The organism is Saccharothrix stipae (assembly GCF_054781895.1).
In genome coordinates this window covers 807721-823318 of record NZ_BAAGTN010000002.1, presented here as the reverse complement: position 1 = coordinate 823318, position 15598 = coordinate 807721, and the positions used below count along the sequence as shown (strand labels likewise).

General features: G+C 71.6%; 15 protein-coding genes. 2 read left to right on the top strand and 13 right to left on the bottom strand.

From position 1 onward, the window contains the following. Positions 1-14 precede the first annotated feature (14 nt). The 13 genes from ACYVLT_RS06700 to ACYVLT_RS06640 all read right to left on the bottom strand — a co-directional run bounded on the left by ACYVLT_RS06700 (position 15) and on the right by ACYVLT_RS06640 (position 13866). On the bottom strand, positions 15-362 hold the full coding sequence (locus tag ACYVLT_RS06700; RefSeq protein WP_461119209.1) for a hypothetical protein: 348 nt from the start codon (positions 360-362) through the stop codon (positions 15-17). Next, on the bottom strand, positions 359-1144 hold the full coding sequence (ddaH, locus tag ACYVLT_RS06695; protein ID WP_461119258.1) for a dimethylargininase: 786 nt from the start codon (positions 1142-1144) through the stop codon (positions 359-361). Before ddaH ends, ACYVLT_RS06700 begins: the two co-directional genes overlap by 4 nt. 126 nt (positions 1145-1270) lie before the next feature. Then, positions 1271-2512, bottom strand: a complete 1242-nt coding sequence (locus tag ACYVLT_RS06690; RefSeq protein WP_461119208.1) for an ATP-grasp domain-containing protein — start codon at positions 2510-2512, stop codon at positions 1271-1273. A gap of 15 nt (positions 2513-2527) precedes the next feature. Then, entirely contained in the window at positions 2528-4159 is a 1632-nt protein-coding gene (locus ACYVLT_RS06685) for a class I tRNA ligase family protein (RefSeq protein WP_461119207.1), read from the bottom strand. Further along, entirely contained in the window at positions 4156-4527 is a 372-nt protein-coding gene (locus ACYVLT_RS06680) for a cupin domain-containing protein (protein ID WP_461119206.1), read from the bottom strand. The genes ACYVLT_RS06685 and ACYVLT_RS06680 overlap by 4 nt, the downstream gene beginning before the upstream one ends. Before the next feature lie 19 nt (positions 4528-4546). Further along, complete coding sequence (locus tag ACYVLT_RS06675) at positions 4547-5866, bottom strand: lysine N(6)-hydroxylase/L-ornithine N(5)-oxygenase family protein (RefSeq protein ID WP_461119205.1); 1320 nt, start codon at positions 5864-5866, stop codon at positions 4547-4549. Positions 5867-6013: 147 nt separating this feature from the next. Next, complete coding sequence (locus tag ACYVLT_RS06670) at positions 6014-6250, bottom strand: acyl carrier protein (RefSeq protein ID WP_461119204.1); 237 nt, start codon at positions 6248-6250, stop codon at positions 6014-6016. After that, entirely contained in the window at positions 6247-8094 is a 1848-nt protein-coding gene (locus ACYVLT_RS06665; protein ID WP_461119203.1) for an HAD-IIIC family phosphatase, read from the bottom strand. Before ACYVLT_RS06665 ends, ACYVLT_RS06670 begins: the two co-directional genes overlap by 4 nt. Beyond that, the gene (locus tag ACYVLT_RS06660) at positions 8094-9128 is read right to left on the bottom strand and encodes a 3-oxoacyl-[acyl-carrier-protein] synthase III C-terminal domain-containing protein (RefSeq protein ID WP_461119202.1); all 1035 of its coding nucleotides are present in this window, start codon (positions 9126-9128) and stop codon (positions 8094-8096) included. Before ACYVLT_RS06660 ends, ACYVLT_RS06665 begins: the two co-directional genes overlap by 1 nt. A gap of 257 nt (positions 9129-9385) precedes the next feature. Further along, positions 9386-9862 carry a VOC family protein gene (locus ACYVLT_RS06655; protein WP_461119201.1) on the bottom strand — a complete coding sequence of 159 codons (477 nt, stop codon included), beginning with the start codon at positions 9860-9862 and terminating at the stop codon, positions 9386-9388. After that, positions 9859-10857: an NAD(P)/FAD-dependent oxidoreductase gene (locus tag ACYVLT_RS06650; RefSeq protein WP_461119200.1), complete on the bottom strand. Its 999-nt coding sequence runs from the start codon at positions 10855-10857 to the stop codon at positions 9859-9861. The genes ACYVLT_RS06655 and ACYVLT_RS06650 overlap by 4 nt, the downstream gene beginning before the upstream one ends. Then, complete coding sequence (gene pepN / locus ACYVLT_RS06645) at positions 10854-13325, bottom strand: aminopeptidase N (protein ID WP_461119199.1); 2472 nt, start codon at positions 13323-13325, stop codon at positions 10854-10856. The genes ACYVLT_RS06650 and pepN overlap by 4 nt, the downstream gene beginning before the upstream one ends. 163 nt (positions 13326-13488) lie before the next feature. After that, positions 13489-13866, bottom strand: coding sequence for an MmcQ/YjbR family DNA-binding protein (locus ACYVLT_RS06640; RefSeq protein ID WP_461119257.1), 378 nt, complete (start codon positions 13864-13866; stop codon positions 13489-13491). A gap of 757 nt (positions 13867-14623) precedes the next feature. Here ACYVLT_RS06640 and ACYVLT_RS06635 point away from each other — a divergent pair. Both ACYVLT_RS06635 and ACYVLT_RS06630 read left to right on the top strand, forming a co-directional pair. Further along, positions 14624-14971 (top strand): hypothetical protein, encoded by a 348-nt coding sequence (locus ACYVLT_RS06635; protein ID WP_461119198.1) that lies wholly within the window; start codon positions 14624-14626, stop codon positions 14969-14971. Between the two features lie 72 nt (positions 14972-15043). Continuing rightward, positions 15044-15562, top strand: a complete 519-nt coding sequence (locus ACYVLT_RS06630; RefSeq protein ID WP_461119197.1) for a hypothetical protein — start codon at positions 15044-15046, stop codon at positions 15560-15562. The last annotated feature ends 36 nt before the right edge of the window (positions 15563-15598 follow it).

Sequence of the window (15598 nt, the reverse complement as noted above, 5' to 3'; positions counted from 1 at the left end):
GTCGGCCTCTCGGGTCAGTTCGCGGTCTGGGTGGGGATTTCCTCGATGATCGAGACGCCGGACGCGGCGTGCTCGCCGAAGCGCTCCCACACCTCGTCGAGGCGGATGCGGCCGTCGTCGAGCACCTTCGGCGTGCTGCGGCAGTGCCCGGAGATGACCTGGCCGTCGTCGAGCACCATGCAGTAGGCGAAGTCGAGCGCGCCGTCGGGCTTCGCGGTGCCGGTCAGCGCGCCGCGGCGCGCCTTGCCGCCGAGGAACTCGCCCCAGAGCAGGTCACCGTCCTGGTGGTACACGGCGACCCGGCTCTCCTCGGGACCGCCACCGGTGACCGGGTGGAACCTCTTGCCGTCGTAGTTGATCATCGAGCTGGCTCCCCACGCAGTTCGAGCGTGCAGCACTTCGCGCTGCCGCCGGATTTGAGAAGTTCGGACAGGTCGACACCAATGGGCGTGAAGCCCCGGTCGGCGAGCTGGTCCGCCAGGTTCGCGGCCTCCTGCGCCAGCAGGACGTGCTTGCCGTCGCTGACGGCGTTGAGGCCGAACACCTCGGCGTCGTGGTCGCCGGCGATCACGGCATCGGGGTACAGGGAGCGCAGCACGCCCCTGCTCCACGTCGAGAACGCCTCGGGGTAGTACATGATCAGGTCGTCGTCCAGGACCGCCAGGGCCGTGTCCAGGTGGTAGAACCGCGGGTCCACCAGGTCCAGCGTGACGACCTCGCGCCGGAAGAACCGGGCCGCCTCGACGTGCGAGCGCTCGTCGGTGCGGAAGCCGGTGCCCGCCAGGATCCGGTCGCCCACCAGCAGGTAGTCGCCCTCGCCCTCGTTCACCCAGAACGCCTCGTGCGTGCGGAAGCCGTTCTCGCGGAACCACTCCAGGTACGCGGGTCCCTCCGCCTCGCGCTGCCGGAACCGGAACCGCGCCGACAGGACCCGCCCGTCCACGACGGTCGCCCCGTTCGCGGCGAACACCATGTCCGGCAGCCCGGGCTCGGGGTCGATCAGCTCGACGTCGTGGCCGAGGTCCAGGTACAGCGCCCGCAGCCGGCTCCACTGGAGCAGGGCGATGGACGCGTCGGTCGGCTTCTCGGGGTTCATCCACGGGTTGATGGAGTAGGAGACGTCGAAGTGCTCCGGCGGGCACATCAGGTACCTGCGGGGGCGCGCGGTGCGTTGGGCGGAGTCGGACACGGCAGGGAAGTCCTCTCAGGCCGGGGCGCCACCGGTCCGCCACATGTGACGCGGAGGGGCCGGCGACGCCTGCGGTGTGCGCTACTGGAAATCGACCTCGATCTTCGACGCGTAGTCGTTCATCAGGGCGAAGGCGTCGGCCTCCGACGTGCCGGTGGCGCCGAGGAAGCCGATGATCGTGTTGCCGTCCGGCGGGCGCTTGACCACGTCGCCGGGTCGTGCGGTGATCTTCAGCAGGAACACGCGGTCCGAGCTGGAGACCTCCTCGGGCACGCGCACCTCCCGCACCACACCGGCGCCGGAGATCAGGCACATCGCGGCGATGTGCGTGCCGGTGGGCTGGAAGTGGCGCACGTTGGGCCGCCGTCCCGCGCCGATGTCGACCACGGCCGCGATCGGGTCGTGCTCGGCGGTGATGCGGGCGATCATGTCCAGCCCGCCACCGCCGACCCGGGCCGCGATCTCCAGCAGGTACGGCTTGCCGCCGTGGAAGCGGACCTCGGCGTGCATCACGCTGTTGGTGAGGCCCTGCGCCAGCGCGCCCGCCGTGACGACCTCGTGCACGGCCTTCAGGTCGTCCGGGCTCATCGACGTCGGCGCGTGGTGCACGTCGTCGTCGAACGTCCCGCCCTCGGCGGTGATGCGGTCCACCACCGACCCGAGGTACACCTCGCCGTCCCAGGCGACGGCTTCCATCAGGTACTCCTTGCCGTCCAGGAAGGACTCGACCAGCAGACCGCTGGGGCCCAGGTCGATCCCGTCCGCCTCGGAGTTGGCCCAGAAGAGGTCCTGGATGCCCTGCGCGGCCTGCTCGTAGTGCTCGGCCAGCTCGGCCTCGTCGTCGCAGCGGAACACGAAGTGGCTGCCCGCGCCCAACGTCGGCTTGACGATCACGGGGTAGCCGAACTCGTCCGCCGCCGCCTTCGCCTCCGCCGCCGACGTGACGAACCGGAAACCGGGGATCGGCGCGCCGGCCTTCTGGTGCGCCTGCCGCATCAGGTACTTGTTGCGGCTGTTCAGCGCCGCCTCCACGCCGATGCCGGGCAGCCCGAGCGCCTCGGCGATCGCCGCGACCGCCACGACGGCCGCCTCGGAGAACGTGATCACGCCGTCGAACGACTCGGTGGCGTGCCACTGCTTGGCGGTGGCGATCATGTCGTCGATGTTCTTCGACCCCACCAGGCGGTAGTGGTCGGCGGGCCAGAAGTCCGCGGTGCCCTCGCCGTTGAGCACGTACAGGTCGACGCCCAGGTCCTGCACCTGCCGGTAGCGCGAGTGGTAGTACTCCAGGTACTGGCGGGTCTCGATGGTCAGCAGCTTCACGGTGCGCACTCCTCCCTAGCTCACGCCGTCGAGGGCCACGTGCTGGCCGGCGGGCGCGTGCGTGCCGGGCAGCGACGGGAACCGGAACGGCCGGATCTCGGCCGGCATGTCGTCGCCGATGGACAGGTCGACGCCCTGCGCGGACACGTCCGCCGCCACGTCGACCAGGATCGGCGCGGCGCACGCGAGCAGCGTGCGCGCCTCCAGCAGCAGGTCGCCCGGCTGCGTCGGCGCCGCGCCGTTGCGGCGGTGGTCCACCGCGTCGGCCAGCGACCGCAGCCGCCCGAGCTGCGTCACGATCGTCTCCGCGGCCCGGCCCATGCTGAACCCGGGCAGGTCGTAGCACAGCCGGAACCGCTTGAGCACGGTCGCCGCCCGCCAGCGCCCGGCCTCCGTGGTCGCCAGCGCACGGGTGCCGTCCACCCCGACCATGGCCAGCGCGATGGCCTCCGCCAGGTCGTTCCACGGCGTGATCAGCCGGCGCGTGGTCGTCGAGTGCAGCGACTCGCGGGTGAAGTTCGCCCGCTGGAACTCCGGACCGGTCAGCGCCAGGTAGAACCGCACCAGGTCGCGCGGCACCTCCGCCAGCAGGTCCGCGCTCCAGATCAGGTGGTTGCGGCTGGTGGAGAACTTCTCGCCGTCCAGGTCGTAGAACTCGTTGCAGACGTTGGACTCCGGCGTCGTGTACTTGTCGCCGTGCGCGAGCAGCATCACCAGGTCGACCAGGCCCCAGTGGTAGACGTTGTCGAAGCCGTGGAAGTACACGAGCTCCGCGTCGTGGTCGGCCCGCCAGAGCTCGTCCACCTCCGCCGTGGGGCGGCCGAGCTGCGTCGCCGCCCACCACGTGGCGTACATCGAGGCGGGCATCGCCTCGACCCACGGGTAGACGATCTGGCCCGGGGTCTCCGGGAACGGCGCGGCGATGCCCCACGTGCCCGGGATCGTCACCGGGATGTCCGGCAGCGGCTTGGACAGCAGCTCGCCGATCAGCTGCCGGGCGTGCGGTCGCCAGCGCGGTGTGCGCGCCGCGTAGTAGGACGTGAGCCGCTCGCGGTAGTCCTCCATCGGCAGCACGAGGATCTCGCACTCCCGGTACACCACCGTGTCGCCCGGGTCGATGGTGTACTTCGGGTCGAGCAACTCGTCGAAGTTGTTCGGGTGGCCGCAGTTCTCGCACGCGCCGCCGCAGCTGGAGGCCAGGCAGGACGGGCAGGTGCCGGTGACGAGGCCGTCGTAGAGGAACGCGCCGGCGTTGCGCGCGTACGGCAGCTGCACCTTGCGCAGGTGGAAGCGGCCGGCGGCGTGCAGCTCCTTGAGGAAGTCCAGCACCGTCGCGCGGTACCGGTCGTCGATGGGCGGCAGGCCCGGCATCAGCGTGCCCATCGCGTCGAGCGACCGCTCGATCTTCGCCATCGACGTCCGGACCAGCTCGTCGGGCGCCAGGCCGCGCCGGTGCGCGGTGGACACCACGTAGCTCTGGCTGTCGTCGGTGCACGTCGTGTAGAGCACCTGGCGACCGGTGGCTCGTAAGTAGCGCGCGTACACGTCGCCGCCCAGGTAAGGACCCGACATGTGACCGACGTGCAGGTCACCGTTGGACGTGGGTGTCGCGGCGACGACGATCGCCGGTCGGGAACGGGTCGTCACGAGGCGGCTCCCTCGTGGCGGGCGGCGAACTTCCCGGCCAGCTCGGCGTCCCACCAGATCGCGTAGAACTGGAAGTCCTCGGCGCCCCTGTTGACGACCTGGTGCTTCTCGTGCGGCGTGAAGTGCACGACGTCACCGGCCTTGAACGGGGTGGTGCCCGCCTGCGTGATGATCTCGGCCTCGCCGGTCATGGCGACCCAGATCTCGTACTCGTGGTGGCCGTGGGCACCCGACTCGGCGCCGGGGCGCACCACGCACCACGAGCCCTCGAACGGCGCGTTGACCAGGTCCCACGGCATCAGGCGCTGGGCGTCCAGGCCGTTGTCGAGTTTGAGGTTGTCCCGGTCCAGGGGGCGGATTTCCATCATGGTGACGACTCCTCTCGGGTCAAGCGGGTTGGGGGGCCTCGGCGAACAGCTCGGTGACGCGTTGCGACACCACCGGCACGGTGTCCCCGGGGCTCTGGTCGAGGTCGGCGACGATCTCCGCGGCGCGGATCGCCAGCACGCTGATCAGCGAGTCGGCGATGCCGTGCGTGGCCTCGTTCACGCCCTGGAGGTACACCCGGGCGGACACCGCCTCGGGCAGTTGGAGCCGGTAGTTGCGGGCGACGGCGAAGTCCTCCTGGCCGACCTCGGCGGCCATCGAGCGGACCAGCGTCGGCATCCGCTTGTCGAAGCCGGTGCCGAGCATCACCCGGTCGCAGCGCAGCTCGCTGCGCTCGCCCGTGCGGCGGTCCAGCAGGGTCAGCACGACCTCGCCGTCCACCAGCGCGGAGTCGACGATCTCCGCCATGGTGATCATCGACAGCCGCTGCGTGCCGGTGAGCTTCTCCAGGTACATCGTGTTGTAGAGGGTGTCCAGCATCGAGGGCGACAGGCCCGCGTAGTTGGTGCGGTGCATCTCGCGCAGCAGCTGCGACCGCGCCTCCGGCTGCGCCTCGTTGAACTTGTCCACGAAGGACGGGTAGAAGAGCTCGTTGGTGAACTTGCTGCTCTCGTAGCCGTTCAGGCCGATCGAGCGCATCACCATCGTCACCTCGGCGCGCGGGAAGGTCGAGTGCGCCGACCACAGCATCTCCGCCGCGCTCTGCGCGCCGCCGACCACGACGATGCGGTGCTCGCCCTGCGGGTCCAGCTCGCCGATCCGGTGCACGAACTCGGTGCTGTGCACCACCCGGTCCCGCGGCAGCGCCGCGAACTCGGTCGGCAGGTGGGGGTCGCGGCCGACGCCGATGACCAGCGTCGCGCACGACACCGTGCCGCCGTCGGCGAACCGCACCAGCCACCGGTCCACGGAGCCTGCTTCATCGCGCTGCGGCTCCACGGCCACCGCGCGCCTGCCGTGCTGCAACCGGACCTTGGTCAGCGACTGCGCCACCCACGCCAGGTAGCCCGAGATCTCCAGGCGGTAGGGCGTGAACGTGCCGAGGTTGATGAACTCGTCCAGCCGGCCCGTCGAGTGCAGGTAGTTGACGAACGAGTACGGGCTGGTCGGGTTCCGCAGCGTCACCAGGTCCTTGAGGAAGGACACCTGGCTGCGCGACCAGGGCAGCAGCATCCCGCGCTGCCACACGATGTCGTCGTGCTGCTCGGTGACGAGGGTCCGTTGGGCGAGATCGGGGGACAGCTCCTCCAGCGCGACGGCGAGGGCCAGGTTCGCGGGGCCTGCTCCGATCGCGAGCAGTTCTACATCCTGGTGGTCCAACTCGGTCTCCAAGCCTTGTCGGGCGGCGCCGCGGCGGCGGTGCCGGCGTGCGGGACGTGCGGACCGGGCGCGGGTGCGCGGCCCGGTCCGCGTCGCCGGGTACGTCGTGCGGCCCCGGCGTCGGGAAGGTGGGTCAGGAGGTGGGTGTCAGGAGGTGGGGCGCACCAGCGCCACGACGTCGTCGACGGTCCGGGCGGCGTGGAACGCGCGCAGGTCCAGCGTGACGCCCAACCGGTTCTCGAGCTGGGCCAGGGCGTCGAGCGAGCTGATGCTGTCCCACTCGTGCCGCGCCAGCACCGGCTCGCCGCGCAGCACGTCGACGCTCACGTCGAGCGCACCGGCGAGGATCTCCAGCACGGACTGCTCCACCGTGATCTCGGTCATCGGGCTACCTCGTTCCCATCCAGCAGGTTGATCCACGCGGGCGTGCCGGGCAGCCCGGCGTCGGAGTCCAGGGCCAGCGCGTACGCGCCGTCGCCCTCGTCGGTGAACCCGGCGTCGGTCCAGAAGCCCTTGGCCAGGCCGTTCTTTTTCGACGGCACGTACCGCCCGCGCAGCGCGGTGGCGCCGGCGGCGTGCGCCCGGCGGGTGAGCCACGCGGCGATCGCCAGTTCCACGCCGCGCCCCAGCACCCGGCAGCTGAGGACGAGGTTGTCCACGTTCCACTCGGCGCCGGAGCGGTCGACCCACGCCGCGCCGATGACGCCCTCGTCGCCGAACCGGTCGGCCACCGCGAAGGTGACGACCAGGTGGTCCGGGTCCGCGATGCGCCGGCCGGTCTCGGCCTCGTCGAACCGCAGTCCGGTCAGGTTGAACTGGTTGGTGCGGGCGGCCAGCTGCGCGACCCGCGCCACGGCGAAGCCGTCCGCCTCCTCGACGACCAGCCGCACGTCCAGCGCGTGCAGGTAGTCCTCCGACGAGCCGAAGCCGCCCGCGAAGTCGTTGCGCAGCGTCCGGCTGCGGTAGAGCTCCGGCCGCGCCAGGTCGGTCTCGGTCAGCTCCGCGACGTCGAACCAGCCCTGCGCCAGCAGCGTCCGCACGATGTGCGCGGGGTCGCCGTCGGCGGCCAGCACCACGACCTCGGGCAGCTCCTCCTCGACGTGGCCGCGCTCGAACGGCGAGTCGTCCAGGAACACGAACGACCCGATGCCCAGCCCCAGGGCGGACGCCGCCTCGCGCAGGTTGCCCGCCTTCGGCGACCAGTTGACCGCCTTGGCGGAGAACGCCTCCGGCCGCAGCAGCACCTCCGGGTGCGCGGTCAGCGCCTCGTCCACCAGGTCGGCGTCGTTCTTGCTGGCCAGCACCAGCACCACGCCCTGGTCGCGCAACCGGCTCGCGGTGCGCTGCACCTCGTGGTAGGCGTTGCCCGGGTACAGGCCGCCGAGCTGCACGCCCTCCGCGCCGACCTCGCCGAGCACACCGCCCCACAGCGTGTTGTCCAGGTCCAGCGCGAGCACCTTGCGCGACAGGCCGGCGCGGGCCTGGGCGAACCGCCGCACCTCGCGCGCCAGCAGGTACAGCGCGCCGTCGGTGTAGGGCAGGTCGCCGTAGCGGTGCAGCCGGTCGTCACGCGCCGCGTGCGGCGAGTCCGCCAGCACCGACACGAGGTCGGTCACGGCGACCTGGCGGTGCTGCCCGGCGAGGTCCAGCAAGCCCTCGTTGAGCTTCGCCCACGCCTTGGACAGCGCGGCGCGCGCCCGCCAGCTGATCACCGAGTCGCGCACCTGGGCGGGCAGCGGCACGGTGTGCAGCAGCACCGTCGCGGTGGTGCGCTCCACCGCCGAGAGCACCAGGCCACGCAGGTCCGCCAGTCGGGCTTCGAGGTGCCCGGCCAGGCCGTCGACGTCCGTCGCGGCCCAGTCGTTGGGCAGGAAGCCCGTCTCGTCCAGCAGCAGGGTGATCACGTCGACGCCGTCGAACGGGTCGGTGGCCAGCGTCAGCTCGAACATCCCGTACGGGCCGGGCACCAGCTCCGGCAGCACGCCGGCCGACACCAGGCTCGCCCGCAGGATCTGCTCGTAGGACCCGATCGTGCAAGTCGCGAGCACGGCCACGCGCAGCGGCCGCAGCCCTTCGGCGTCCTCCAGGCGTGCCAACAGCTTGCCCGCCTTGCGCAGCACGAGCGGGTCGGACACGAGCGCCAACCGCGTCAGGTCCGCGGGCGACGGCGCACGACCCTCGGCCACGGCCGTGCGCAACGACTCCAGCAAGTCCGGCCGATCGCTCATCAGATCCGCACCAACGTGCAGTACCAGCGCATGCCGATGGAGATCCCGCACAGCGCCACGACGTCGCCGGACTTCACGTCGCCGCGCTCGATGTGCTCGCCCAGGCAGAACAGCTGGTCGGCCGCGCCCATGTGGCCGTGGCTCAGCGACAGCTCGGCGTTGGTGTGCTCGACCGTGACGCCGAACGGCTCCGCGACCTCCTCGATCGTGTCGGTGGAGTCGTTGATGTAGATGACGTGCTTGAGGTCGTCGCGGGTCAGGTCCGCGCGGCGCAGCGCGTTGTCCACGGTGTCGGTGATGCGCTGGTTCAGCGTGGCGACGAACTCGCGCAGCTTCGCCGGGTCCTTGTCGAAGTGCGCCTGGATGCGGGCGTGCCCGGGAGGGGCGTCCTTGGCCGTCCAGCCGTCGAACGGGAGCGGGTTGGCCGCGCCGCCGACCTCCGTGCGGAAGAAGTCGGACAGGTCCGGGTCCACGAACTGGTCCGTGGCCAGCCACTTCACGCCCTCGTGGCCGCGCTTGAGGACGGCGGCCACCGCGCCGTCGCTGTGCACGGCGTTGTTGACGTTCATCCGGTTGCGGTGGAACTCGCTGACCCGGTTCACCGCGATGAACAGCACCGTCCGCAGCTCCGGTTGCAGCGCGAGCTGCCCGGCGACGTAGCCGAGGCCCGTGACGCCGCACGCGCAGCCCTCGGTGAGCAACATCGTCTGCGTCGTGCCCTCGACCTTGAGCCTGCGCGCGACGGCGGCCGACGTGTCCCAGTGGTGGTAGTCCGGCACCTCGGAGGCGGCGACCACGACGAGGTCGACGTCGTTGGGGGCGAGCCCGAGGCGGTCCAGCGCGTCCTGCCCGGCGAGCGTGGCCAGGTCGGTCGCGGTCACGCCGTCCGGTGCGCGGTGGAACGTGTGGTAGCCCCAGCGGACGACGCGTTCGGGATCGCCCACGTAGTCACCGGCCGTCTGCGCGACGTCCTGGTCCTCGCCGGTGGCGTACCCGAAGCCCGCGACACCGAAATCCACGAGCTGGCTGGCCATGAGCACTCCTGTCCTGTGACTTCTTTTCGGCACGATGAAGGCCCGCCCGAATATTTGTGCCGGGCTTGGGCAAAGTTGTGGGAGAAGTGGTGGAATGTGCTTCGCAGACGTCACCCCTGACGTCTGCGACGCCCTGACGTGCGTGGATGGTGCGGTGAAAGCAATCCTGGAGGCGACGAGCCCAGTCGGTCGGATTGCTCGGTGAGTGGCTCACCGTCTCCGTTAATTATTTACCGCCCGCGCGGCGGAAGCAATATTCATAGACCGCTTTTCGGCGGTGTGCCGATTGGGATTCCCGATGGCTGCGATAGGCCCCGGCGCGCGGTGGCGTAGTGCACCAGTTCCACGAGCACGCCGGCGGGCTTGGGCGCGTACAGGTACTGCACCGCCATCCCCTCCCGCGCCCCCCGGCACGGCTCCGCGTCCACGAGCGCGAAACCGTTGGCGCGCAAGCGGGACGCTTCGGCGCCCAGGTCGTCCACTTCGAACGCGAGGTGGTACAGCCCGGGTCCGCGCGCGAGCCGCCCCGCGACCGCCGAGTCCTCACGCGCCGGCGCGACCACCTCCACGGCCGGGGCCGCGAGGTCCGCGCCCACCTGCCAGAAGTCGCACGAGACGCCGTAGTCGTCCGCGACGCCGCCATCCACCTTGGACAGCCCGAGCACGGCGAGCAGCGCGCCCACCCCCTCGGGGTCCGCCGTGAGCAGCCCGACGTGGTCGATGCCGAGGATCACGACGCCACCAGCTCCGCCGCCGCCCGCCGGCTCGCCGCCAGCACGGTCTTCGCCGCACCGCCGCTGCCGCCGGTGAACGTGGACACCCCGTCGCCCGCGTCCACCAGGCGCAGCCCGCCCGGTGAGCGGTAGCAGTCGAACGACGCCACCACGCGGTCCGCCACGACCTCGCCGCCCGCGACGCCGAACCGGCGCCGGGCCGTGTCGAGCACCCGCGCGGCCAGGTCGTGGTCGGGCGTCACGCCGTCGGGGTCGACGTCCCAGCGGTCGGACCCCATGCCCAGCAGGAAGGTGCCGTCCCGGTCCGGCCGCCCGTACAGGCCGGTCCGGTCGTCCACGAACGACGCCGCGCACGGGATCGGCAGCCGGTAGAGGCCGTACTGGATGTGCTTGGCCCGCAACGGCTCGCCGCCGACCAGCCGCGGCGTCCACGCGCCGGCCGCGACGACCACCGCGTCGAACGCCGTCACGCCGGCGGAAGTCCGAACCGCCGGGCCGGGCAGCACTTCGGCAACCCGCTCGGTCCGGACGTCGCCGCCGTGCCCGGCCAGCCACCGCAGCGCGTGCGCGCGGAACCGGTCGGGGGAGAAGTGCCCGGCGTGCCGCTCCACGACGCCGGCCGCCGCCTCGGGCAGGTCCCGGAACCCGAAGCGCCGCGCCAGCTCGACACCGTCCACGACGGACGCCGAACCCGGCAGCACCGCCTCGACGGCGGCCACGGACGGCGTCACGTCCTCGGCCGTCACGTACACCGACCCGGTCTCCCGGTACCCCGCCCAGTCCCGGACCCGCTCGTCGGCACGCAGCTCGGCCAGCGACTCGGCCGCGTCCCGCGCGGCGCCCTCGTCCACCTCGAACCCGCGCACCAGCCCGCCGGAGGCCCCCGAGGCGTCGGCGGCGCCCGGCGCGTAGACCGTCACGTCCGCGCCGGCGGTCCGCAGCCGCCAGGCCAGTGCGGCGCCCGCGACGCCACCGCCGACCACCGCGGCTCTCACCCGTGCCTCGCGTGCACGGCGCGGCGCAGGTCGTCGGTCAGGTCCGCGGCCCGTCGGCGCAGCGGCAGCGGCAGGTCGTCGCGCGCGAACAGCTCCTCGGCCGCCTCGATCGTGGCCGGCTCGGCGGCGTAGCGCGGGTAGAGCCACAGCACGAGCGTGTCCAGCACCTTGTCCTCGCGCAACCGCGCGACGTCCGCGATCTCGGTGAAGAACCGGGCCACGTACGGCGCGGTCAGCTCCCGCTGCTCGGGCTGCCAGAACCCCTCGGCGGTGGACCACAGGCGGTAGCTCGACAGCTCGGCGTCGGTGGTGATCGCGGCCCACGCGGCCTGCTTGGCCTCGACCGTCGGGATCGCCGCCCGCGCCTTCACCGCGAACTGCTCGGTGTGCGTGCTCGGGTCCGCCGCGTACGCCTCGGCGATCTCCGCCTCGGTGAACGCGCCCAGCACCGCGAGCCGGTAGCGCACCCGCCACGCCAGGTCGGCGTCCAGCTCCAGCCCGGCCGGCAGCGGCACGCCGTCCAGCCAGCCGCGCAGCTCCGAGGTGTCGGAGGTGAACTCCACCAGACCGCGCGCCAGTGCCAGCCCGAGCTCGTCCTCCGGCGTGACGCGGGAGAGCCGGTCGCGGGCCGCGTCCGCCACGGCCTTGAGCAGGCCGGGTCGCAGCTCGGGGTCCAGCAGCCGGTCGGCCACGTCGATGCGGGCCTGTTCGAGCACCTCGATCACGATCGACAGCTCGGTCTCGTAGCCGAGCATCCGCGTCACCAGGTCCAGGTGGTCGGTCGCCGGCACGGCACCGTCCACCACGCCCTGCAACAGCTGCGCCCACACCATCGCGCGGTCGATCGGCGCGAGCGCCGGCAGCACCTCGGGCAGCGCCCGGCGCGACGCGTCGTCGTAGCGGATCTTCGCGTAGGTCAGGTCGTTCTCGTTGAGCAGCAGGAACTTCGGGGCCGCGCGGCCCACCAGCTCGGGCAGCTCGGTGCGCGCGCCGTCCACGGTCACGCGGATCGTCTCGTGGGTGTCGCCGTACAGGCCGATGTCGATGGTGTGCGGCCGCAGCACCGGGTGCGTGTCCGGCGCGGTCTGCGTCACGGCGAACGACGTGATCACACCGTCCTCGACGGTGAGCTCCGGCGCCAGCGTGGTGACGTTCGCGGTGCCGAGCCAGCGGTCCGCCCAGTCGGTCATGTCCCGGCCGACGGCCTCGCCGATCGCCGCGTTGAAGTCCGCGAACGTCGCCGCGCCGTACGCGTGCCGGGCGAAGAAGATCCGCAGCGCCTCGCGCATCGCGTCGTCGCCGATGTGGTGCGCGAGCTGCCGCAACGCCGAGGAGCCCTTGAAGTACGAGATCCGGTCCAGGTCCAGCAGCGCCGACATGGCGTCCGCGCCGTCGATCCACACCGGGTGGGTCGAGGGCCGCTGGTCGGCCGTGTAAGCCTGGCCCTTGCGGCGGGCGGAGAACGTCGTCAGCGGGCCGGTGAACTCGGTGACCTCGCTGGGCACCCGGTGCGCCAGGTAGTCGGCGAACGCCTGGCCCAGCCACAGGTCGTCCCACCACTTGTTGGTCACCAGGCCCGCCCACCACATCAGCGACAGGCCGTGCGCGATGACCACCGCGCGGGTCTCGTGCTCGCTGCGCGGCGCGGGCGTGCGGAACAGGTACAGCTCCTTGAGCAGCACGCAACCGGGGTGGTCCAGCGACAGGTAGCTGAACTCCGGCGCGAAGACCTGGTCGAACCGGCCGAACGGGTAGCGCACGCCGAACAGGCGGTGGAACTCGTCCAGGCACTGGGCCGTGACGTCGAACACCTCCCGGATGTCGGCCTCCAGCGCCTCGGCCACCGACGCCCGGCAGTGCACGCCGAGCGGCACGCCGTCGTGCACGGTCTCGAACGAGGCGTACGGCCCGGCGACGACCGTGGTCAGGTAGGTCGCCTGCGCCACCTCCTGCACGACCCGCCAGCGCCCGGCCGAGACCTTCGTGGCCGCACCCGTGCCCAGCACCGTCCACTCGTCGGGAACGGTGAGGTCGAACGTGAACGGCGCCTTGAGGTCCGGCTGGTCGAAGCAGGCGAAGATGCGCGGAGCGTGGTCGAGGAACACCGCTCCGTACACGTACACCTGGTCGTCGGCCGGGTCGACGTAGCGGTGCAGGCCCTTCGACTCCCGTGAGTACGCCATCTCGGCGACGACGACCAGCTCGTTGGCGGCGGCCAGCCCGGTCAACGGCAACCGGCCGTCGACCAGGGCGGACACGTCCAGCTCACGGCCGTTGAGCCGGGCTTCCAGGAGGGCCTCCGGCTTGACGTCCACGAAGGTGGACCCGCCCGCCCCGGCGGCGAACGCGATTTTCGTCGTCGACCGGAATACTTTCCCGTCGCCGGTCAGGTCCAGGTCCACGTGATACGAGCCGATCTCCAACAAAGCGCCCCGGGCGGCTGCTTCGTAACGAGTCAAACTGGCCATGCGGCGACCCCTCCTGCTTGGTAGGGAGGATCGTAAACACGACTTCTGCGGCGTCAACGGCCCAATTCGGTTCCCTTATAGGGCCTACCCAAGAAATCCTGATGACCCCGCTCGGGCAGCTTCCCGGAGGCGTCCGTTCGCCCGTCCGGCGGTGTCCGTCCGCCTATCGTCCCAGGTACTCACGCGCGACGCGCTTCGGGACGCACATTCGCCAGGCGTCTACCACCAACTCGGTCAACTCCGCTTCGTCCAATCGAGACAGGGTCGCCCGAACCCAGTTGTACCGCTCGTCCGACGGCACCGGAGGATGGAATTTGTCGGGGTCCGAGGCAATCAGCGCCGCCCGCTCCTCCCTGGGGAACGCAAATCCCATGGTCAGCTCGTCGGGTGCCAGGGCGAGGTACACGATGCGCCCGATGCGGAATTTGACCCGGTCCCGGACCAACGCCTCCTCCGTGCGGGGGAGTGCCCGGGCGATCCGGCGCACGTCGTCGGCCGTGACGCCCCGGCGCGGCGCCGTCCAGCCGCGGGTGAAGGCCAGGTAGCAGTACTCGTCGATCACCTTCGCCAGCGAGCGGCCCGGTCGCCCGAGGTCGTCGAGCAGCTCGGGTTCGGGCACCCCCGCCTCGGCCAGCAGGTCGGCCGCCCAGCCGCGGGTGAGCAGCAGGTGCGCCCGGTACGCCGCGCCGTCCCGACCGCCGTGCAGCCGGTCGGCGATCATGTTGTCCCACGGCGGCAGGCTGTTGGGCCGCAACGCGAACAGCAGTTTGGACGCCGCCGTCGGCCCCAGCGTCCGGGTGCCGCGCGGCGTGGCCGCCGCCGTGCTCGCCGACAGCGCGGCGAAGCCGTCGGCCAGCCGTGCCACCTGTTCGTCGGTGAGGTCGGCGAGCCACGTCCCGGTGGTCGGCAGGACGTCACACCACGTCTCCCACCAGGCAGCCAGGCTCTCGTCGAGCACGCGGGGCTCACCGGGGCGGGGCGTGCGGATGCGGCAGCCCCACGCGTTGAGCCACACGTGCGCGGCCTCCCGGTGCGCCGCGACGCCCAGGTCGAACGCCGGTGCGGTGGCGGCCGTCAGGACCGTCCAGGACTTCTCCGGGGTGGTGAAGCCGCCGAACTCGGACACGGCGGCGCGCAGGGTGGTCAGATCCGGTTTCACGACGCGGCACCCTAGTCGGCCCCTTGCGCGCCGGCGTGGTCGTCGGTAGAAACGTCCGCGAGCCCGGCGTTCGGCCCGCCCCAGCTGCGCGCACCCCAAACCCACTACGGCGTACCGCCGCGTCCTTGGAGTGCCCGACATGACCGAGCCCTGGCTGCTGGAGACCCGCGTGTTCAAGCTCAAGCCCGGCACCCGAGCCGAGTTCGACCGCATCAGCCGGGACGGCACCATCCCGCTCATGCGCCGCATCGGCATCACCGTGCTCGCGTTCGGACCGTCCCCTTTGGACGAGGACGAGTGGCACCTGGTGCGCGCGTTCCCCGGCCTGGACGAGCGCGTCCGCCTGGCGGGCTCGCTGTACGAGCAGCCCGAGTGGGCCGAGTTCGACGGCCCGGTCGGCGAGATGATGGCCGACTACAGCACGGCGCTGGTGCCCGTGCCGGAGAGCACGGTCAAGCTGCTGTCCGAGCCCGGCGCGTTCGCCTAGTGCCGTGCGGCGCCCCGTCGAACCCCCGAAGACCCGGCGTGGCCCGCCGGTCACGGCACTAGGATTCCGCCGGTGACCAGGAACCTGTCGCACCTAGCGGCCATCGCCAACGTCGACGACGACTACCGCCACTACGCCAAGGACGTCATCGCGCTCCCCGAGCACGACCTCGCCCTGCCCGACGCGCACCTGAAGTGGTACGAGGTGCGCGAGCCGCAGGACGTGGTGGACCCCGGGCTGCGCGAGGAGGGCAAGGCGTTCCTGCGCGAGGAGGTGGCCTCCGGCGAACTGGACATCTCCGGCGACCTCGGCTTCGTCATCCACCACCTGTGCCGCGGCGACTTCTACTTCCTCATCGTCTGCACCTGGCGGCGTGAGAACGAGATGTGGGAGACCGTCTACATCCGGGACGTGAAGCAGCACGACAGCTACCGCCGTCTGGAGCAGGGCAAGCACCGCGAGGTGCTCTGCGTGTGGGAGATGGGCGCGCTGCTGCACGAGCAGCAGGCGTGGATCCGCTACCTCTACTCCGACCGGGACGAGCAGGCCAAGATCGCCTACCTGGACGACCGGTTCACCGGCACCGTGTGACGTGGTCCGGGGTCGCCGCCCGTCGCGGCGACCCCG

Coding starts and splice junctions, on each gene's coding strand:
- ACYVLT_RS06670 (WP_461119204.1), bottom strand. CDS start 6,250: ATGACCGAGATCACGGTGGAGCAGTCCGTGCTGGAGATCCTCGCCGGT.
- ACYVLT_RS06660 (WP_461119202.1), bottom strand. CDS start 9,128: ATGGCCAGCCAGCTCGTGGATTTCGGTGTCGCGGGCTTCGGGTACGCC.
- ACYVLT_RS06635 (WP_461119198.1), top strand. CDS start 14,624: ATGACCGAGCCCTGGCTGCTGGAGACCCGCGTGTTCAAGCTCAAGCCC.
- ACYVLT_RS06700 (WP_461119209.1), bottom strand. CDS start 362: ATGATCAACTACGACGGCAAGAGGTTCCACCCGGTCACCGGTGGCGGT.
- ACYVLT_RS06680 (WP_461119206.1), bottom strand. CDS start 4,527: ATGATGGAAATCCGCCCCCTGGACCGGGACAACCTCAAACTCGACAAC.
- pepN (WP_461119199.1), bottom strand. CDS start 13,325: ATGGCCAGTTTGACTCGTTACGAAGCAGCCGCCCGGGGCGCTTTGTTG.
- ACYVLT_RS06665 (WP_461119203.1), bottom strand. CDS start 8,094: ATGAGCGATCGGCCGGACTTGCTGGAGTCGTTGCGCACGGCCGTGGCC.
- ddaH (WP_461119258.1), bottom strand. CDS start 1,144: ATGTGCCCGCCGGAGCACTTCGACGTCTCCTACTCCATCAACCCGTGG.